Source organism: Mycobacterium sp. IS-1742, assembly GCF_001500125.1.
Taxonomy (GTDB): Bacteria; Actinomycetota; Actinomycetes; order Mycobacteriales; family Mycobacteriaceae; genus Mycobacterium.
In genome coordinates this window covers 12,770-32,190 of record NZ_LQIV01000010.1, presented here as the reverse complement: position 1 = coordinate 32,190, position 19,421 = coordinate 12,770, and the positions used below count along the sequence as shown (strand labels likewise).

The 19,421-nt window shown below is 70.0% G+C and carries 16 protein-coding genes and 1 pseudogene; 7 read left to right on the top strand and 10 right to left on the bottom strand.

Annotated features, from left to right (window positions below; all coding sequences use genetic code 11):
• Positions 1-5: 5 nt before the first annotated feature.
• Positions 6-926, top strand: a complete 921-nt coding sequence (locus tag AU196_RS07630) for a sigma-70 family RNA polymerase sigma factor (protein WP_059094503.1) — start codon at positions 6-8, stop codon at positions 924-926.
• Here the strand turns inward: AU196_RS07630 and AU196_RS07625 are convergent.
• The 6 genes and pseudogenes from AU196_RS07625 to sdhC all read right to left on the bottom strand — a co-directional run.
• A pseudogene (locus AU196_RS07625) lies at positions 886-1,497 on the bottom strand (carboxymuconolactone decarboxylase family protein); the annotation flags it as partial. The gene AU196_RS07630 and the pseudogene AU196_RS07625 overlap by 41 nt on opposite strands.
• 77 nt (positions 1,498-1,574) lie before the next feature.
• A complete protein-coding gene (locus AU196_RS07620) occupies positions 1,575-2,462 on the bottom strand; it encodes an endonuclease domain-containing protein (protein WP_059094501.1) in 888 nt (295 codons plus the stop codon).
• 137 nt (positions 2,463-2,599) lie between these two features.
• Positions 2,600-3,376 carry a succinate dehydrogenase iron-sulfur subunit gene (locus AU196_RS07615; protein ID WP_059094500.1) on the bottom strand — a complete coding sequence of 259 codons (777 nt, stop codon included), beginning with the start codon at positions 3,374-3,376 and terminating at the stop codon, positions 2,600-2,602.
• A gap of 5 nt (positions 3,377-3,381) precedes the next feature.
• Positions 3,382-5,136 (bottom strand): succinate dehydrogenase flavoprotein subunit, encoded by a 1,755-nt coding sequence (gene sdhA, locus AU196_RS07610; protein WP_059094499.1) that lies wholly within the window; start codon positions 5,134-5,136, stop codon positions 3,382-3,384.
• A 13-nt stretch (positions 5,137-5,149) separates the two neighbouring features.
• On the bottom strand, positions 5,150-5,623 hold the full coding sequence (locus AU196_RS07605) for a succinate dehydrogenase hydrophobic membrane anchor subunit (protein WP_059094498.1): 474 nt from the start codon (positions 5,621-5,623) through the stop codon (positions 5,150-5,152).
• On the bottom strand, positions 5,624-6,052 hold the full coding sequence (gene sdhC / locus AU196_RS07600; RefSeq protein ID WP_082695646.1) for a succinate dehydrogenase, cytochrome b556 subunit: 429 nt from the start codon (positions 6,050-6,052) through the stop codon (positions 5,624-5,626).
• A 231-nt stretch (positions 6,053-6,283) separates the two neighbouring features.
• Here sdhC and AU196_RS07595 point away from each other — a divergent pair, with 231 nt between their 5' ends.
• The 3 genes from AU196_RS07595 to AU196_RS07585 are packed head-to-tail and all read left to right on the top strand — an operon-like array spanning position 6,284 to position 9,172.
• On the top strand, positions 6,284-6,712 hold the full coding sequence (locus AU196_RS07595; protein ID WP_059094497.1) for a cytidine deaminase: 429 nt from the start codon (positions 6,284-6,286) through the stop codon (positions 6,710-6,712).
• Positions 6,709-8,070, top strand: a complete 1,362-nt coding sequence (locus tag AU196_RS07590) for a thymidine phosphorylase (protein WP_059094496.1) — start codon at positions 6,709-6,711, stop codon at positions 8,068-8,070. The genes AU196_RS07595 and AU196_RS07590 overlap by 4 nt, the downstream gene beginning before the upstream one ends.
• A 13-nt stretch (positions 8,071-8,083) precedes the next feature.
• Positions 8,084-9,172 (top strand): adenosine deaminase, encoded by a 1,089-nt coding sequence (locus AU196_RS07585; protein WP_059094495.1) that lies wholly within the window; start codon positions 8,084-8,086, stop codon positions 9,170-9,172.
• Between the two features lie 3 nt (positions 9,173-9,175).
• Here AU196_RS07585 and satS read toward each other — a convergent pair whose 3' ends face one another.
• The gene (gene satS / locus AU196_RS07580; RefSeq protein WP_059094494.1) at positions 9,176-10,450 is read right to left on the bottom strand and encodes a protein export chaperone SatS; all 1,275 of its coding nucleotides are present in this window, start codon (positions 10,448-10,450) and stop codon (positions 9,176-9,178) included.
• Between the two features lie 10 nt (positions 10,451-10,460).
• On the bottom strand, positions 10,461-10,772 hold the full coding sequence (locus AU196_RS07575; RefSeq protein ID WP_059094493.1) for a YbaB/EbfC family nucleoid-associated protein: 312 nt from the start codon (positions 10,770-10,772) through the stop codon (positions 10,461-10,463).
• A gap of 112 nt (positions 10,773-10,884) precedes the next feature.
• On the opposite strand from AU196_RS07575, the gene AU196_RS07570 reads away from it, so the two are divergent.
• A complete protein-coding gene (locus tag AU196_RS07570) occupies positions 10,885-13,995 on the top strand; it encodes an adenylate/guanylate cyclase domain-containing protein (protein ID WP_231737450.1) in 3,111 nt (1,036 codons plus the stop codon).
• A gap of 178 nt (positions 13,996-14,173) precedes the next feature.
• Positions 14,174-17,335: an adenylate/guanylate cyclase domain-containing protein gene (locus tag AU196_RS07565; RefSeq protein ID WP_059094492.1), complete on the top strand. Its 3,162-nt coding sequence runs from the start codon at positions 14,174-14,176 to the stop codon at positions 17,333-17,335.
• 6 nt (positions 17,336-17,341) lie between these two features.
• On the opposite strand, the gene AU196_RS07560 is transcribed toward AU196_RS07565, so the two are convergent.
• Positions 17,342-18,439 carry a C40 family peptidase gene (locus tag AU196_RS07560; protein WP_059094491.1) on the bottom strand — a complete coding sequence of 366 codons (1,098 nt, stop codon included), beginning with the start codon at positions 18,437-18,439 and terminating at the stop codon, positions 17,342-17,344.
• Positions 18,440-18,441: 2 nt separating this feature from the next.
• Positions 18,442-18,735, bottom strand: a complete 294-nt coding sequence (locus tag AU196_RS07555; RefSeq protein ID WP_059094490.1) for a type VII secretion target — start codon at positions 18,733-18,735, stop codon at positions 18,442-18,444.
• Positions 18,736-18,785: 50 nt separating this feature from the next.
• Between AU196_RS07555 and upp the strand changes: the two genes are divergently transcribed.
• Positions 18,786-19,409, top strand: coding sequence for a uracil phosphoribosyltransferase (gene upp / locus AU196_RS07550; protein WP_059094489.1), 624 nt, complete (start codon positions 18,786-18,788; stop codon positions 19,407-19,409).
• The last annotated feature ends 12 nt before the right edge of the window (positions 19,410-19,421 follow it).

The window sequence follows — 19,421 nt, the reverse complement described above, 5'->3', positions numbered from 1 at the left end:
GCCGTATGACCGCGAGTGCGCGGGTCGACGAGTTCGAAAGCCTGCGACCGTATCTGCTGGCCGTCGCCTACCGCCTGACGGGGACGGTGGCCGACGCCGAGGACGCCGTCCAGGACGCCTGGCTGCGGTGGCAGGGCAATGGCGACCGAGCCGAGATCGCCGACCTGCGCGCCTGGCTGACCACGGTGGTGAGCCGGCTGAGCCTGGACCGGCTGCGTTCGGCGGCGCACCGCCGGGAGACCTACGTCGGGCAGTGGCTGCCCGAACCGGTCGTCACCGGATTCGACCCCACCGATCCGCTGGCCGCGGTGGTGGCGGCCGACGACGCCCGGTTCGCCGCCATGGTGGTGCTCGAGCGGCTCACCCCCGACCAGCGGGTGGCGTTCGTCCTGCACGACGGGTTCGCGGTGCCGTTCCCCGAGATCGCCGATGTGCTCGGCGTCAGCCCGGCCGGCGCCCGCCAACTCGCGGCGCGGGCACGGCGGGCCGTCGCCGGCGGCGCGGCGCCCGCCCGCGACCCGTCCCACGATGAGGTCGTCGGCAAGCTGATGGCGGCGATGGCGGCGGGCGACATGGCCGCCGTCGTCGAACTGCTGCATCCCGACGTCACCTTCACCGGGGACTCGAACCGCAAAGCGCCCACCGCCGCTCGCGTCATCCGCGGCCCCGACAAGGTGGCCCGGTTCATCTTCGGGCTGGCCCGCCGCTACGGCCCGCGGTTCTTCGAGGCGGGCGAGATCGCGCTCGTCAACGGCGACCTCGGTCTCTACACCGCGGGCCTGCCCGCCGACGGAGAGTGGCCTGCGATGGCGCCGCACATCCAGGCGCTGACCGTGCGTGACGGCAAGGTGGTCGCCGTGTGGGACATCGCCAACCCCGACAAGTTCACGGGTTCGCCCATGGCACCCGGCAGGCGTCGCCGCTGAACCCCTGCTCGGTGATGCCCAGCGCCGCGTACATCCGGGCCCGCATGTTCTCCACCCCGATCTGGTACGTCAGCTCGATCACCCCGGCGTCACCGAAGCGGCGGCGAAGATCGGCCACCTGATCGTCGGTGACGGTGTGTGGATCCTTCGTCATGGCGTCGGCGTAGGCGATGGCCGCGCGCTCGTCGTCGCTGTAGCGCGGGGAGGTGGCGTAGTCGTCGATGTCGGTGAGCCGGTCGATGTCGAGCCCGTCGAGCCGCTGCAGCATTGACCCGAAGTCGACGCACCACGAGCAGCCGACGGTGCGCGCGGTCCAGAACACGGCCAGTTCGCGCACGCTCGTGGGGAGCTTCGTGGACCCCGATTGCAGCAGACCCTCGTGCACGACGTTGGCGACCATCAGCCGCGGATGGTGGGCGGCGACCGCGAACGGTTCGGGCACTTCGCCGAAGCGGCGCCTGGCGATTCGGTAGAGGAGCCTGGTCGGCAGCGACGCGCGCTGCGGCGGAATGGGTTCGATGCGTGATGTCGTCATACTGTGCAGACGAGATAGCCCGCAGAGGTGTGACGCAACCTCATGCGAGTGAGCGTGTCTGTACGGCGAAATGCCGTGCGCGGCGTACATGACTGAGCGCTCATCGGAGACCCTCACGCCGCTGGCCTGCGATCGAGCGCCGTCTCGATTCGGCGGACCATGCCCCACCCGTCGCGCCGGACGTCGTCGGCGACGATCGAAATCACCTGCCAGCCGATCTCCTGAAGTGCCGCGCGCTTGCGCCGGTCCCTGCGGAAGTCCTCCGGCCTGCTGTGCCAGTTGAAACCGTCGTATTCGACGGCGACGAGACGCTCCGGCCACGCGAAGTCGACCCGCCAGATTCGGCCGTCGCGATCGACGATCTCGTGCTGCAGAACCGGTGTCGGCAAGCCTCGGTCGGCCATGACGAGCCTGGCTTCGCTCTCCATCGGCGACTCCGCTCGGGAATCGGCGAACGGAATCAGTTGGCGCACAGCGACTATCCCACGCCGCCCGGCCTGGCGTGCAGCCGCCGAACGGAGTCCGCGCCCAGAGCATGTCCCGCTGCGCAGCGCCGCATCGAGAGTGGCCAGCGCGCGGGGACGGCGCAGGCCCCTGGCGACCTCGACCGCCGTCCAATCCGGAGTCGTCGCCGGTCGGCCGTCGACCGCAGTCAGGGGTGCGCCGTCGCGGCGATGCACGATCAGGCCTTCGCTGTTCCGCAGCAGATGGCCGACGGGGTTGAGTACGTGCAGGTCGGCGACGCCCTCGGTGTCGAAACCGTACGCGGCCGCGGCGGTGGCGAGGCATATTGCGACCGACTCACCGGCGCGCAGGTCGAGCCCGGCCAGACGGGTGGCGTCGTCCGGCTCGCCGAAACAGTAGATCCCCGGCCACACCTTCGACAGCACGCCGGCGTCCAGTCTCCTCTGCATGGCGCGCCGACTGAGGACGTTGAGGATCTGCGCAGAGCTCGCCACCCCGCCCTGGGCGTCGAACAGGTCGCGCAGCTCGGTGCTCACCCGCGTATCGTGCGGCGTTCACTGCACCCGATGGAAGGACGTGTCGGCGATCTGTGGATAGCCCACGTGGCGAGCGCTCAGTCCTGTACGCCAGAGACGGCGTGTCGGCGTACGAACACGCTCGCTCGCGAAAGAAACTAGCGCGCGAACATCAACGCGCGCTTGACCTCCTGGATCGCCTGGGTGATCTGGATGCCGCGCGGGCACGCCTCGGTGCAGTTGAACGTGGTACGGCAGCGCCACACGCCGTCGGCGTCGTTGAGGATGTCGAGACGCTCGGCGGCACCCTCGTCACGGCTGTCGAAGATGAACCGGTGGGCGTTGACGATCGCGGCCGGGCCGACGTAGGAGCCCTCGGTCCAGTAGATCGGGCAGCTCGTGGTGCACGCCGCGCACAGGATGCACTTGGTCGTGTCGTCGTAGCGCGCGCGGTCGACCTGGCTCTGGATGCGTTCCTTGGTCGGCTGGTTTCCGCTGGTCATCAGGTACGGCTTGACCGCGCGGTAGGCGTCGAAGAACGGCTCCATGTCGACCACCAGATCCTTCTCCACGGGCAGGCCGCGGATCGGCTCGATGGTGATGGTCAGCTGCTTGCTCGCCTTCTTCGGCAGCATGTCGCGCATCAGGACCTTGCACGCCAGCCGGTTGACCCCGTTGATCCGCATGGCGTCGGACCCGCACACCCCGTGCGCGCACGACCGGCGGAAGGTCAGCGTGCCGTCGAGGTACCACTTGACGTAGTGCAGCAGGTTGAGCAGGCGGTCGGTGGGCAGGCACGGCACGCGGAAACTCTGGAAGCCGGCGGCGTCGGGATCCTCGGGATTGAACCGAGCGATCTTGAGCGTCACCATCACCGCACCCTCGGGCACGGGGGGAGTGGTCGCTTCGTCCTTGGTGATTGCAGGCGCACTCATCGGGATCAGTACTTCCGTTCCATCGGCTCATACCGGGTCTGCACCACGGGCTTGTAGTCCAGGCGCACGTCGGAGAGCAGGTCGGCGCCCTCCTTGTAGGCCATGGTGTGGCGCATGTAGTTGGTGTCGTCGCGGTTGGGGTAGTCCTCGCGGGCGTGCCCTCCGCGGGATTCCTTGCGGTTGAGCGCACCCACGACGGTGACCTCGGCGAGTTCGAGCAGGAAGCCCAGCTCGATGGCCTCGAGCAGATCGCTGTTGTAGCGCTTGCCCTTGTCCTGCACGGTGATTCGCGAGTACCGCTCCTTGAGGGCGTGGATGTCGGTCAGCGCCTGCTTGAGCGTCTCCTCGGTGCGGAACACCGCGGCGTTGTTGTCCATCGACTGCTGCAGCGCGCCGCGGATGTCGGCGACGCGCTCGTTGCCGTGTTCGGAGAGGATGTCGCCGACCCAGCCGACCACCATCTCGGCGGGCCGCTCCGGCAGGTCGACGAAGTCGTGGCCGTTGGCGTAGTTGGCCGCGGCGATGCCGGCGCGGCGGCCGAACACGTTGATGTCGAGCAGGGAGTTGGTGCCCAATCGGTTCGCGCCGTGCACCGACACGCAGGCGCACTCGCCCGCGGCGTAGAGGCCCGGCACGATCGTGGTGTTGTCGCGCAGCACCTGACCGTTGACGGTGGTCGGGATGCCGCCCATGACGTAGTGGCACGTCGGGTAGACCGGTACGAGTTCCTTGACCGGGTCGACGCCGAGGTAGGTGCGGGCGAACTCGGTGATGTCGGGCAGTTTCGCCTCGAGCACGTCCTCGCCGAGGTGGCGCACGTCGATGTAGACGTAGTCCTTGTTCGGCCCGGCGCCGCGGCCCTCGAGCACCTCCAGCACCATCGAGCGGGCGACGATGTCGCGCGGCGCGAGGTCGACGATCGTCGGCGCGTACCGCTCCATGAACCGTTCACCGTCGCCGTTGAGGAGCCGTCCACCCTCACCGCGCACGGCCTCGGAGATGAGGATGCCGAGCCCCGCCAGACCGGTCGGGTGGAACTGGTGGAACTCCATGTCCTCCAGCGGCAGACCCTTGCGGAAGATGATGCCAAGCCCGTCACCGGTCAGCGTGTGGGCGTTGGACGTGGTCTTGTACATCCGTCCCGAACCGCCGGTGGCGAACACGATCGCCTTGGCGTGGAAGACGTGGATATCCCCTGTCGCCAACTCATACGCGATCACGCCGGTCGCCACCGGGCCGCCGGGGGTCTCGGTCAGCGAGATGTCCAGGGCGTAGAACTCGTTGAAGAACTCGACGTCGTGCTTGACGCAGTTCTGGTACAGCGTCTGCAGGATCATGTGGCCGGTGCGGTCGGCGGCGTAACAGGCCCGGCGCACCGGGGCCTTGCCGTGGTCGCGGGTGTGCCCGCCGAAGCGGCGCTGGTCGATGCGGCCCTCGGGGGTGCGGTTGAACGGCATCCCCATCTTCTCGAGGTCGAGCACCGCGTCGATGGCTTCCTTGCACATGATCTCGACGGCGTCCTGGTCGGCGAGGTAGTCGCCGCCCTTGACGGTGTCGAAGGTGTGCCACTCCCAGTTGTCCTCTTCGACGTTGGCCAGCGCGGCGCACATGCCGCCCTGGGCCGCGCCGGTGTGGCTGCGGGTGGGGTACAGCTTGGTCAGCACCGCGGTACGCGCGCGGGGGCCCGCCTCGACCGCGGCGCGCATACCCGCTCCGCCTGCCCCGACGATGACGACGTCGTAGCGATGTTCAATCAACATGTGAGCCGAGTCCTTACGAGATGTTCGCGTCGAACGTCAACAGCACGTAGGTGCCGAGGACGAGGATGAAGATCATCGACAGCGCCAGCAGCGAGTTCAGCCAGAACCGCGTCGAGTCCTTGCGGGCGTAGTCGGAGATGATGACGCGCAGGCCGTTGCCGCCGTGCAACTGGGCCAGCCACAGCAGCAGCAGGTCCCACGTCTGCCAGAACGGTGACGACCACCGCTGCGCGACGTAGTTGAAGTCGATGCGGTACACACCGTCTTCCCACATCAGCATGATGAACAGGTGGCCCAGCGCCAGGAACACCAGCACGAGGCCGGAGAACCGCATGAACAGCCATGCGTACTTCTCGAAGTTCGGCATCCCGCCGGCGCGTTTGGGGGCGCGCGGGTTGTCCAGGCTCGGCGGCCGGTCGTGGCTGCGCTGCAGGACCGGTGCGGGGCCGCCGCGGTCGGTGATGTGGTCGTACGGATTCTCGGCCATCTACAGGAACCTCTCCGCCATGTGCATGCCGATGACGCCGAGCGACGCGATCATGACTGTGATGAACACGCCCGCCACGACCCACAGCATCTGCCGCTGGTAACGGGCGCCCTTGGACCAGAAGTCGATCAGGATGACGCGGATGCCGTTGAGGGCGTGGTAGAGCACCGCGCCGACCAGGCCGATCTCCATCAGACCGATGATCGGGGTCTTGTACGTCTCGATGACGGCGTTGTAGGCCTCGGGGCTGACCCGCACCAGCGCCGTGTCGACGACGTGGACGAACAGGAAGAAGAAGATCGCCGCACCGGAGATGCGGTGCAGCACCCACGACCACATCGCCGGGTCACCGCGGTAGAGGGTGCGGCGGCGGGATGGTTTGGATCGCGGCGACGGTACGTCGGTATCCGCTGTTGTCGCAGTACTCATTGGTCCTCCAACGCCATCGGTGGACGCTTGGGGCGGGTGCGAGAACCTCTGCTGGCCTCAACCGCTGCCCCAAACCTCGGGGCGACTCTAAACCCCTTTGTACTGATGAACGAACTAGCGTGTTGCCGTATGCCCCGCTCAGAAGGCAGAAGTTAGGGTCGCCTATCTGCTGCGAGGGCACGTCCGGCGTGTCTTTCGGAATCCATTCAGAGGCGGGGTGAGAGAGCGACAATGACAGCCGAGATCAACTGGGAAGTGTTGCGCCACAAGGCAATCGATGCTTCATCAGCGGCCTACGCGCCGTATTCGGGGTTCCCCGTCGGGGCGGCGGCACTGGTCGACGATGACCGAATAGTGACCGGATGCAATGTGGAGAATGTCTCATATGGCCTGGGTCTCTGTGCCGAGTGCGGTGTGGTCTGCGCCCTGCATTCCAGCGGGGGCGGGCGGCTGGTCGCGCTGTCCTGTGTGGGCCCCGATTCCGAGGTGCTGATGCCGTGCGGCCGCTGCCGTCAGGTGCTGCTCGAACACGGCGGACCGGGACTGTTGATCGACCATCCGCTCGGCCCGCGACCGCTCGGTGAACTGCTGCCCGACGCGTTCGGACCCGACGATCTGGCCCGGCCGAACCGGACCCCGGGTGCCGGGGAGAAGCCGTGACCCACTTCACATTCGATGCGCCGACGGTGATCCGCACCAAGCGTGACGGCGGTGTGCTCCCCGACGCCGCGATCGACTGGGTGATCGACGCCTACACCCGCGGTCAGGTGGCCGACGAGCAGATGTCGGCCCTGCTGATGGCGATCTTCCTGCGGGGGATGACGGGCCGGGAGATCGCCCGCTGGACCGCGGCGATGGTCGCCTCGGGGGAGCGGTTCGACTTCACCGATCTGCGACGCGACGCCGACGGCCGTCCCCTCGCCCTGGTGGACAAGCACTCCACCGGCGGGGTCGGCGACAAGATCACCATCCCGTTGGTGCCGGTGGTGATGGCCTGTGGCGGCGCGGTCCCGCAGGCCGCGGGCCGCGGACTCGGCCACACCGGCGGCACCCTGGACAAACTCGAAGCCATTCCCGGGTTCTCCGCCGAACTGACGAAAACCCGGATCCGCCAACAACTCCGGGAGATCGGCGCGGCGATCTTCGCCGCGGGTGAGCTCGCCCCGGCCGATCGCAAGATCTACGCGCTGCGCGACGTCACCGCCACCACCGAATCGCTGCCGCTGATCGCCAGCTCGGTGATGAGCAAGAAGATCGCCGAGGGCGCCCGCGCGCTCGTGCTCGACACCAAGGTAGGGTCCGGTGCCTTCCTGCCCACCGAGGCCGAGGCCCGCGAGCTCGCCCGCACGATGGTCGAGTTGGGCCGGGCGCACGGTCTGGTGACCCGCGCGCTGCTGACCGACATGTCGGTGCCGCTCGGCCGTGCCGTCGGCAACGCGGTCGAGGTCGTCGAATCGTTGGAGGTGCTGGCCGGCGGCGGTCCCGACGACGTCGTCGAGCTCACGCTCGCGCTGGCCGCCGAGATGCTCGACGCCGCCGGACTCGACGCCACCGACCCGGCCGAGACGCTGCGCGACGGCACCGCCATGGACTGCTTCCGCGCCCTCGTCGCCGCCCAGGGCGGGGACGTCACGGCCCTGTCTCCCGATTCGTCCACCGGCGCGTTGCCCATCGGTGTCCACTCCGACACCATCACGGCACCGCGCGGTGGCACCATGGGTGCCATCGACGCGATGGCGGTGGGTCTGGCGGTGTGGCGGCTCGGGGCGGGCCGCTCGGCCCCCGGTGAGCAGGTGCAGTTCGGCGCCGGGATTCGCATGCACCGTCGGCCCGGCGAACCGGTGCGCGCGGGCGAGCCCGTGTTCACCCTCTACACCGACACCCCGGCCCGGATCGGGCCCGCGCGCGCCGAACTCGACGGCGCATGGACCGTGGGGGACAGTGCCCCGCCGGAGCGTCCGCTGATCATCGATCGGATCACCGCGACAGGGCTGAGAGGGTCCGAAGAAGGACCGTGAGGAGTACGTGCCGATGACGACACCGCTGACGCTGGAGAACATCCGCCAGGCGCCCAAGGCGCTGCTGCACGACCACCTCGACGGCGGTCTGCGACCGTCGACCGTGCTCGACCTGGCCGGACAGTACGGATACGACGATCTGCCCGCCGACGACGTCGACGAGCTGGCGACGTTCTTCCGCACCGCCGCCCACAGCGGTTCGCTGGTCCGCTACCTCGAGCCGTTCGCCCACACCGTCGGAGTGATGCAGACGCCGGAGGCGCTGCACCGGGTGGCCTTCGAATGCGTCGAGGACCTCGCCGACGACAACGTCGTCTACGCCGAGGTGCGGTTCGCCCCGGAACTGCACATCGAGGACGGCATGGGCCTGGACGCGGTCGTCGACTCCGTGCTGGCCGGATTCGCCGACGGGGAGAAGGCCGCAGCCAGCGCGGGCCGCACGATCACGGTGCGCTGCCTGGTCACCGCGATGCGCCATGCCGCGCGCTCACGCGAGATCGCCGAACTCGCCATCCGATTCCGCGACCGCGGCGTCGTCGGTTTCGACATCGCCGGCGCGGAGGCGGGCTACCCGCCCACCCGCCACCTCGACGCGTTCGAATACATGCGAGGCAACAACGCGCGCTTCACGATCCACGCCGGGGAGGCCTTCGGCCTGCCGTCCATCCACGAGGCCATCGCGTTCTGCGGCGCCGACCGGCTGGGCCACGGCGTCCGCATCGTCGACGACATCACCGTGGCACCGGACGGTCAGGTGAAGCTGGGCCGGCTGGCCAACATCCTGCGCGACAAGCGCATCCCGCTGGAGTTGTGCCCGAGCTCCAACGTGCAGACCGGCGCGGTGCCCAGCATCGCCGAGCATCCGTTCGACCTACTGGCCCGCACCCGCTTCCGCGTCACGGTCAACACCGACAACCGGCTGATGAGCGACACCACGATGAGCCAGGAGATGCTGCGCCTGGTCGAGGCCTTCGGCTACGGCTGGAGCGATCTGGCGCGGTTCACCATCAACGCGATGAAATCGTCGTTCATCCTGTTCGACGAGCGGCTGGCACTCATCGACGACGTGATCAAACCCCGTTACGCGGTGCTGGCCGGCTGACCCTCACTCCTGGCGCAGCCGGGACTCCACGAAGGCCTCGAGCGCCTCCCACTGCTGAACGGCCTCGGCGTACGGCGGTTCGGGGCGGTCGGCGGCCTCCGGATCGAGCGCATGGGTGACGAACGAGCCCAGCGCGGTGCCGGGATCGAGCGTCTTGTCGACGGTGTTGTCCTCGGAGTACCGGCCCACGTCGCGCAGCAGTTCGAGTGCCAGCTCGAGCTGGTCGCGGTCGATCGTGTCGGGGCCGTCGGCGATGTCGTCGGCCAGTCCGCTGAGCACGTAGACGTTCTCGTCGATCACCTCGACCTCGAGTGAGCCGTCGGTGGCCGCGGTGCGGATGTCGTCGTAGGTGGCCAGATCCGACAGGTCGTGGTCGTGCTCGTCGGCCAGATAGCGGGCCAGCGCACGCTCGGAGCCGAACACGCTGATGCGTCCGTTGCGGCCGAGGAACACCGGCTCGTCGTCGAGGTAGCAGCGCAGCGTGTAGAAGGTGCCCGACCGGGTCATCAGGCGGACCGGGTCGATACCGACCTTGAGCCAGAAGTCCTCGTCGCTGCCGAGTACCGCTGCGGCGGCGGGTGATTCGAGCGCGTCGGACTCCGTGGCCGACGGTTCGTCGTCCGCGGTCTCCTCCGCGGTGACCGCCGCGTCGGTGGCCTCGTCCTCTTCGGGCTCGGGCGCCGGCTGTTCGAGTTCGTCGGCGGCCTTCTGCGACGCCGAGGCGTCGACGTCGGGGACGGTGACGATCTCGTCGATCGCGTCGAGCACACCGTCCCAGCTGCGGGCGATCACCGCTTCGATGTCAGCCCAGCGTTTGCGGCCGCTGCGACCCTTGAACGCCTCGACCCCGCCGCCGACCGAACCGAGCTGCGGGTTGCCGTTGAAGAACTTCGTGACCGCGGGCAGATCGCACACCGAACCGATCGACGAGGCGATCGCGAGGGTGCGGTGCAAGGTGTCGACGGCGGTCTCACTCGCCTTCTCGGCTGCCGTCTCCGGCACCCCGACGAGGTCGTATTCACGGTCCTCGGCGGGCTTGAGCCGGTGCGCCGACGCCTCGGTGAGTTTCTCCCAGGCCGGATGGTCGGTCAGGTCGTGGTCGGTGTCGGTCCGCACGAAGGCCACCAGGTCGGCCACCGACTCGAAGGCGTAGAGGTCCTCGTCCTTGCCGAGGAAGGCCTCCCACTCGTCACCGGCGTCCCGCCAGCGCGGAGCCCACAGTGTGTACAGGTCGCCCTTGGTCAGCCCGAGCCGAACCGGCACGATGTCAGCAGCCATGCGGCACAGCCTAACGACCGAGGTCTGCGACCACGTCGCCGAGCACCGCCTGCCGGTGTGCGAAGGCCTCACGGGCCGCCGCCCGCGTCGTCTCGACGACCAGTGCCGCGATGCGGGAAGCGGGCAACCGGGTGACCGACTCGGCCAGGGTCATCGACACCAGCAGTCCGCGGCCGTCGACCGCGGCGCGGACATCGCCGTCGGGCGAGGTCGCCTCGGTCCGGATCCCGGCCAGTGCGTCGGCGGCCGCCGCGAGCGCGTCGGCACGCGCCCGTGCTCGTGCGAGCGTGTCGTCGCAGATTCGGGCCAGTTCGTCGAACATCAGTGATTGAGACGTCGGAGCCCCGCGGTGCGTTCCCGAACTCGCCAAACCGCTTCCTGTGCGCGCGAACACCCTATTCTTGGTAGCGATCGACAGCGGCGGAAGCCGGGTGATGACCGTGACAAGCGTGCCGGACATGCGGTACCCGATACCTCGACGCCAGGGCGGCGACCACGGCGCCACGATCGACGAGATGCTCGACCGGGCAGTGGCGGCCGTCAACCGTGGGGATCGTGCCACCGCGACGGTGCTGGCGGCGAGTGTGCTGGCGGCCGACGGCACGAATGCCGAGGCCGAAGATCTGCTGGCCGTGCCCGATCAGCCCGGTCAGATCCGGCGGCTGACGCTTCTGTTCGCGGATCTGGTGGACTCGACGGTGTTGTCGACCCGGGTGGAACCCGAGACCTACCGGCTGCTGGTCGGCCGCTACCGCGAGAAGGTGCTGCGCGCGGTGAATCGGTACGGGGGTCATATCGGCTCGACGGCCGGGGATGGGCTGCTCGCCGTCTTCGGCCACCCGGTTGCCCACGAGGACGACGCGCGTCGCGCGGTGCAGGCCGGGCTGCAGGTGGTCCGGGATGTGGCCCGGCTGAGCGAGCAGGCCCGGCGCCGCTTCGGGGTGCAGATCGAGGTGCGGGTGGGGGTGCACCGCGGACCGGTCTACCTGGACACCGCGCAAGACGACGTCTACGGGCTGGCGGCCAACCTCGCCGCCCGCGTATCGGGGCTGGCGCCGCCCGGCGCCGTCGTGGTCTCCGACGCGATGGCGACGTTGATCCGGCGCGATTTCGAGTTGGAGACCATTCCCGCCGCGTGGGTGAAGGGCGTCGAGGAACCGGTCAACCACCACCGGGTGGTGTCCGAGTCCGCGTCGGCGTCACGTTCGGGCCGAAGTCCGCTGGTGGGCCGTGACAACGAGTTGGCGCGTCTGCGGGCAGCCTTGGCGCGGGCGCAGGCGGGGACGTTGACCACGCCGGGTGTGCTCCTGCGGGGCGAGCCGGGGATCGGGAAGTCCCGCCTCGCGGCCGCAGCCGTCGACATGGCGGCGGAGTGTGGCGCCGTGGTGCTGGAACTGGCCGGGTCACCGCTGCAGACCGACGCCGGTCTGCACCCGATCCGGGCGCTGTTGGAGCGCCGGTGCGGCATCGTGCGCGAGACCGGCGAACTGGACCGGCTGCACCGGTTGGCCGCCGAGTGCAGCGCGTGCGGACTGGACCCGCACAGCGCGGTGCCGTTGTTGGCGCCGGTACTCGGTATCGAAGCCCGCGCCGGGTACGAGCCCGTCGCCGCCGAGGGCGACGAACTCTACGAACTGGTCACCGCGGCGGTGACCGCGTATCTGCTGGCGTGTCTCGACGGCGCCGGCCTGGTGGTGGCCGAGGACCTGCACTGGTTCGATCCCTCGACCCGCGAGGTGATCGGCGCGCTCCTCGAATCGGCCGCAGGTCGGGTGCTGGTGGTGATGACCGGCCGGCCGGGCGGATGGCTGCCGTCGGGTTCGAACGTCGAGGTGTGGGACCTCGCTCCGCTGACCGCGACGCAGTCCGATGCGCTCGTCGCGGCGCTCGATCCGGGTCTCGCCGCTGATCAGCGGGCCGAGGTGGTCGCGCGGTGCGACGGTGTGCCGTTCTACATCGAGCAGGTGGTCGACGGCAGCACCGAGAGCGGCGTCCCGGAGACGCTCTACGAACCCCTTATGGCCCGGCTGCGTGTCAGCCCGGAAGTGGTCCCCGTGGTCGAGGCGGCCGCAGTGGTCGGCCGCCAGCTCGACGGCGAACTGCTGCGTGCGTCGGTGGACATTCCGTGTGACGAGTTCGACCGCGTCATGGGTGAGCTCGAAGACGCGCGGGTGCTGGAGTCCTGGGGAGGCGGCTGGCGCTTCCGCCACGAGTTGCTGCGCGAGGTCGCCGCCGAACTCGCGCCGCCGAGTGTTCGGCGCGGACTCCACGGCAGAGTCGCCGACATCCTGATCCGGTCCCGTGAACCGGAGTGGCGGCTGGTCGCCGAGCATTACGAGCACGCCGGCCGCTTCGCCGACGCCGCGGCGGCCTATCAGCACGCCTCGACCGATGCACGGCGGCGCGGGGCCCTTGCCGAGGCCCGTGCCCACCTGACCCGTTCGCTCGCGCAGCTCGAGGATGCGCCCGCGGATGCCGAACGGGATCGTCTCGAGGCTGCGCTGCGCCTGGAACGCGGGTCTCTCGGCTTCGCCGCCGACGGCTACCAGAGCCCCGAGGCCGCCGCTGACTTCGAGCGGTGCCTGCAGCTGGGCCCCGCCCACCTCCGCAACGACGAGCTGTTCGAGACGCTGATCGCGGTCGCCAACTACCACCTCATCCGGGCCGACCTGCGCCGGGCGGACAATGTGATCGACGTGCTGCGCACGCACTTCGGGCAACGGCGGTGTGCCCACTCGGTGATCGAGGTCCTGTCCGGGACGACGGCGTTGCTCCGCGGCGACTGCGGCGCCGCGCAGCGCCACTTGCACGGCGGGGCCGACGACCTCGCGACACAGGGTCGGGCCGACGACGACCACGGACGTGTCGTCGCCGAGTCGAAGGCGCTGGCGCAGCTGTACCTGGCTCTGGTCGCGTTGATGCGAGGCGATATGAACGGGGCCGAGGACGACCTGGCGCAGGCGGTACGCCTGGGCTCGGGTCTGGGCTTTCCCGGAACCCCGTATCTGCACGCGTACACCCGCTCCATGACCACCTGGCTGTGCATCGAATCCGGCCGCCTCGGCCGCGCAGCGGACGTGGCCGCGGACACCATCGATCACGCCGAGCGCTACGGCCTCGACATGTGGCTGCGGGTCGCGGCCACGTGGCTGAGCGCCGTCGACGCACTGGCTGCCCTGGCCGACGACCGCTGCGACCGCACCGTGCTCACCGCCCACAGCACCGCGCTCGCCACCCACCTCGATAACCTGCGCTCGCTCGGGGTGTCCCTGTACACCACCATCTTCGACGCCGTCATCGGACGGTTGCTCATCGCCGCGGGCGAATTGAAGCCGGCCCGCGAGCGCCTGCAGTCGGGTCTGGAACTGGCCCGGCACACCGGGATGCACTTCTACGACGCCGAGTTGCTGCGGCTTCGTGCCCGGACCCAGACCACTCCAGAAGTCCGCCGAGCCGATCTCGAATCCGCGCGCGCCCTGGCCCGGCGCCAGGGTGCCCGCCTGTTCGAAACACGTTGCGGTGCAGACGAGGTCGGACTGGGGTAGCGGTTCCGATCGGTATGCGGACCGTCGCCGCGCAGCCGAAAGTGTTTGCGAACACGCGCAACCGCGCGGATTGAGACCCTTGCACCGCCGACGGGGCTCGATAACCGGTATGCCGCCACGGTGCCCGGCCTATTCTGGGTGGGCCCGCAGTGTTGCGGGCCGACGTGCGGAGGGTCGGATGACGACCTCTACGGCGTGCCGTGCCTGCGGCACCGAATACCTGGATGGCGCCCGGTTCTGCCACGGATGCGGCGCACCCGTGGCTCAGGCGGCGGCACATGCCGAGTACAAGCAGGTCACTGTCCTGTTCGCCGATGTCGTCCGCTCGATGGACATCGCGGCAGCTGTCGGCGCCGAGCGGCTGCGCGAGATCATGGCCGATCTGGTCAACCGGTCCTCGGCGGTGGTGCAGCGGTACGGCGGGACGGTCGACAAGTTCACCGGGGACGGGATCATGGCGGTCTTCGGCGCGCCGATCGCCCTCGAGGACCACGCGGTGCGGGCCTGTTTCGCGGCGCTGGGCATCCAGCGGCAGGCCGGGCAGCTCGCAGCGACCGTCGAGCGCACCGACGGCGCCGCGCTCCAACTGCGAATCGGCCTGAACTCAGGGCAGGTGATCGCGGGTGACATCGCGTCACCGACGCTGGGTTTCACCACTGTCGGCGAGCACGTGGGCTGGGCGCAGCGGATGGAGTCCGCGGCTCCGCCCGGCGGCGTGTTGCTCAGCGACTCGACGGCCCGCCTGGTCGAGCATGTCGCGGTGCTCGGCGCGCCGGAGGAGGTCGTGGTGAAGGGCTGTGACCAGCTCGTGGCTGCACGGCGCCTGCTGGGCATGGCGGCACCCCATGCGGTGGGCGGGCGCGCCGAGCCGCAACTCGTCGGACGGCACTGGGAGATGGCGGCCGTCGAGGGGATCCTCGAACGGTCCATCGACGGCGCCGGGACGGTCGTCGCACTGGTGGGTCCGCCCGGGATCGGCAAGAGCAGAATGGCGCGCGAGATCGCCGGCGCGGCGGCGGGCCGCGGCGTCGAGGTGTTCTGGTCGTTCTGTGAATCCCACATCAGCGACGTCCCGTTCCACGTCGTGGGTCAGCTTCTGCGCACGATCGCCGGTCTGCCCGGTCTCGACGACGAGGTGGTCCGGGCGCGACTGCGGGCGCGTTTCGACGACGCCGACGAGCAGGATCTGCTGCTGTTCGAAGACCTTCTGGAAATCCGGGACCCGGACGCCGCGCTACCGAACATCGATCCCGACGCGCGCCGCCGTCGATTGTCGCGGATGGTCAAGGCCGCCGCCGTGTCCCGCGGCTCGCCCGCCCTCTACATCGTCGAGGATGCGCACTGGATCGACGAGGTCAGCGATGCGATGCTCGCCGACTTCGTGACGGTGATACCGCAGACGCGTGCGATGGTGCTGGTCACCCACCGACCGGATTTCCACGGTGCCCTGAGCCGGGTTCCGGGTGCGCAGACACTGACGCTGGCGCCGTTGAGCGATCCCGAGTCCGCCGCCCTGGCCCGCGCACTGCTGGGCGCCGATCGGTCTGTGGTGGACCTGGCGGTGACGGTCGCGCAGCGTGCCGCCGGTAACCCGTTCTTCGCCGAGGAGATCGTGCGCGACCTTGCCGAGCGAGGCCTTCTCCACGGGCGACGTGGCGCGTACGTCTGCCGCGTGGACGTCGCCGAAATCAGCGTGCCGGCAACGCTGCAGGCGACGATCGCCGCACGTATCGACCGTTTGGAGCCACCAGCCAAGGACACACTGTGTGCGGCATCGGTCATCGGAATGCGTTTCGACACGGACCTGCTGGCCTTGATGGGCGTGGCGCCCGCGGTCGACGGTCTGCTGCTGGCCGAACTGATCGACCAGGTGAAGTTCACCGGGCACGCGGAGTACGCCTTCCGTCATCCGTTGATCCGAACGGTCGCCTACGAGTCCCAGCTCCGGTCCGACCGTGCGGCGCTGCACCGGCGGCTGGCCGACGCGATCTCCCGGCAGGAGCCGTCGATTGACGAGAACGCCGCGCTGATCGCCGAACATCTCGACGCCGCGGGTGATCCGCGGGCCGCCTACGAGTGGCACATGCGCGCTGCCGCGTGGTCCCAGCAGCGGGACATCCGCGCGGCGCTGGTGAGCTGGGAGCGGGCGTCGATGCTGGCCGATGCCCTTTCAGCGGACAACCCGGGTCAACTCGAACTACGGATAGCGCCTCGAACATTGTTGTGCGCCAACGGATTCCGCAAACAAGAGCTGGCTGGTGGCCGGCGGTTCGAAGAACTGCAGGAACTGTGCGCGGTGGCCGGTGACAAAGCGTCGGTGGCGATCGCCATGGCCGGCCTGGTCAACGAGCAGCTGATCGACGGAACGTTGGCGGAAGCGTCCCGACTGGTCGACGAGCAGATGGTGCTGCTGGAGTCGATCGGCGACCCGACGCTCACCGTCGGTATGGCGTTGTTCCCGGCCGCCATCAAGATTCTCACCGGCGAGTTCGCCGAAGCGCTGCGGTGCTGCGACATGGTGATCGACCTCGCTCATGACGACCCTGCGCTGGGGGGCTACGTGCTCGGCGCTCCGCTGGCGCTCGCGTATGCGATGCGGTGCACAGCCTGCTGGTGGCTGGGCAGACCTGGGTGGCGTCGGGACTTCGACCGCGCAGTGGCCATGGCGAACGAGGCCGACCCGATGTCCCGGGCGGCGGTGATGGTCTACACCTATACGAACGCGATCGCCAGCGGCGTGATCCCGGCCGACGACGCCGCGCTCCGCAACAGTGACGAGGCGCTGGACATCGCGCAACGCTCGGCCGACGACATCGCGTACGGCTTCGCATTGTTCGCGTCGGCGGGCGTACTGCTCAACCACGCGTCCGGCCGGACGAAGCGGGCGACGGAGCTGCTGCGGCAGGTGCGGGAGATGGCGGTCGACGGCCGGTTCTTCTCGATGATGGTTCCGGTCATCGACGCGTGGCTTGCCGAGCAGGCCCTCGCGCAGGGGGACTGGTCCGCATTGCCGTTGCTGCGGACGTGTGTCGAAACGTTGTACGACACCGGGCTGCTCTCCTACGTGCCGTGGGCGACGACGCTCCTGGCGTCCGCGCTGATCGAGCGGGGCACGGACCGCGACCTCGCCGAGGTCGACGAGGTGTTGACGCGCCTGTCCGGTCACCCACGGTTCGACGGCGCGGCGTTCTGCGAGCTTGCGCTGCTGCGAATGCGCGCGCTGCTGTCACTACGTCGCGGGGACGCGACGACCTACCGACAGCTTCGCGACCGCTACCGCGAGAGAGCCAAAGCCTTCGGCCACGAGGGCCAGATGGCGTGGGCCGAGGCGATGCCCTGACCGACGTCACGCCGTCGGCCGCCAGAACCCTTGAAAGCCCTGTCCCGCATTGCTCGTCCGGATCGCCGAGAGCTTGACCGGATCGCCCGCCTCGACCATGACACCGTCGCCCACGACCATCGCGACGTGTCCGTCCCACACCGCGAGGTCGCCGGGACGCAGCGACCCGGCGTCGACGGCGGCGCCGACGTCCTGTTCCTGCGCGAGCCGGGGCAGATCCAGGCCGGCCTCGCGATAGGCCCACTGCGTCAGCCCGCTGCAGTCCAGGCCGACACCGGGCGTGGTGCCGCCCCACTGGTACGGCACGCCCAGCTGGGTCAGTGCGTGGCGCACCGCATCGGCGGCGACCGCGTTCGGCGCGGTGGCCGTGCTGCCGTCGGGCAACCGCACCGCCACACCGTCGCCGAACACGCCGGGGTCGGGCCCGGCGCCCGTCCCGCGGCGCGCCGCCGCCTCCGCCGGTGAGGCCTCCGATGCCGGCGAGGCCCGGGACGCCATGGACGCCAAGGACCCCATCGGGGTGGCGGCGCCGAGTGCGGCCGGTGCACCCCCGCCGAAGCCGGCGGGAACCGTCGGAGCCGACGGCGCCGCCGGTCCGCCACCGGGGGCGCTGAGCGCACCGGCATGGCCGTCGAGTTCGGCGCGCAACTCCTCGGCGATCGCGACGGCCTCGCGCAGGGCGCGCCGCGCCTCGGTGAGCAGTTCCTCGGCGACCCCCGGGGTGTCCAGATGGGATTCGAGCGCGGCCGCCCGGGACTCGAAGCGTTCGACGATGTCCTGCAGGCGGGCGGCGGCACGCGCGACGGCCGCGCCCGCCTCGCGGGTGCCCGCGCTGAGCCGGCCCGTGCGGTCGGCCAACCCGGTGACCGCCGCGGTGGTGGCCGCGGCGAACGCGCCCGCACTGTCGGCCGCCTGGCCGGACCAGCCTTCGCCGGCGCGCTGCCACGACGCACGCGCGGTGGTCGACGCGCCGGTCAGCGCGTCCCGGACTCCCGCCAGCGCGACGCCGGGCGGGCCACCGGAACCGTCGGGCCAGCCGGGCCCGACCAGGGAGCGCACCTCGCGCAGCGGCGCCGCGAGCGCTTCCGCCAGCGTGCCCGGCACGGTCAGGCCCCGAGAAGTGCGGTGGCCCGCATCTGCGCCCGGTCGTACGCCGTCGCCGAAGACCGCGCGGCCGCCGCGCCGCCGGCGACACGGTCGGCGAGGGCGGCGGCCGTGGCGGATTCGGCGGTGGCGGCGGCGGACAGCGCGGCGAGGAAGCGCGCACCGACCGGCCCCAGCGACGACGCGGCGGCGGTGACCGGGACACCGTTCAGCGCAGCCGCGGCGGCCGCGAGGTCGGTGGAGTGCGCGGCGTCGGTGTGGGCCAGCGCGCGGATGGCGGCGGTGTCGGCGTGCATGCGATTACGACGTTGGGAACGCCTCGGCGGTTCCCGCTAAGGTCGGCGCCATGGATGTGCGCGTCGTCGATCACCCGCTGGCCGCCGCGCGGCTGACCACGCTGCGCGATCAGGCCACCGACAACGCGGCCTTCCGTTCCGCGCTGCGCGATCTCACGCTGATGCTGGTCTACGAGGCCACTCGCGACGCCGCCCGCGAGGACGTCGAGGTGCGCACCCCGCTGGCGGTGACGACCGGGGCGCGGCTGGCGCAGCCGCCGCTGCTGGTGCCGGTGCTGCGGGCCGGGCTCGGGATGGTCGACCAGGCGCATGCGCTGATCCCCGAGGCGCGGGTGGGGTTCGTCGGGGTGGCCCGCAACGAGGAAACCCACGAGCCGACACCGTATCTGGAGTCGCTGCCCGCCGATCTGAGCACCCAGCCGGTGTTCGTGCTCGACCCGATGCTGGCCACCGGTGGCTCGCTCGCCCACACCGTCGGGCTGCTGCAGGCGCGTGGCGCCGTCGACATCACCGCCATCTGTGTGGTGGTCGCACCGGAGGGCATCGCCACCCTCGAGAAGGCCGCACCGCAGATGCGGCTGTTCACCGCGACGATCGACGAACGCCTCGACGAGGCCGCCTACATCGTCCCCGGGCTCGGCGACGCGGGGGACCGGCAGTTCGGTCCGCGCTGACCGCTACCCGTC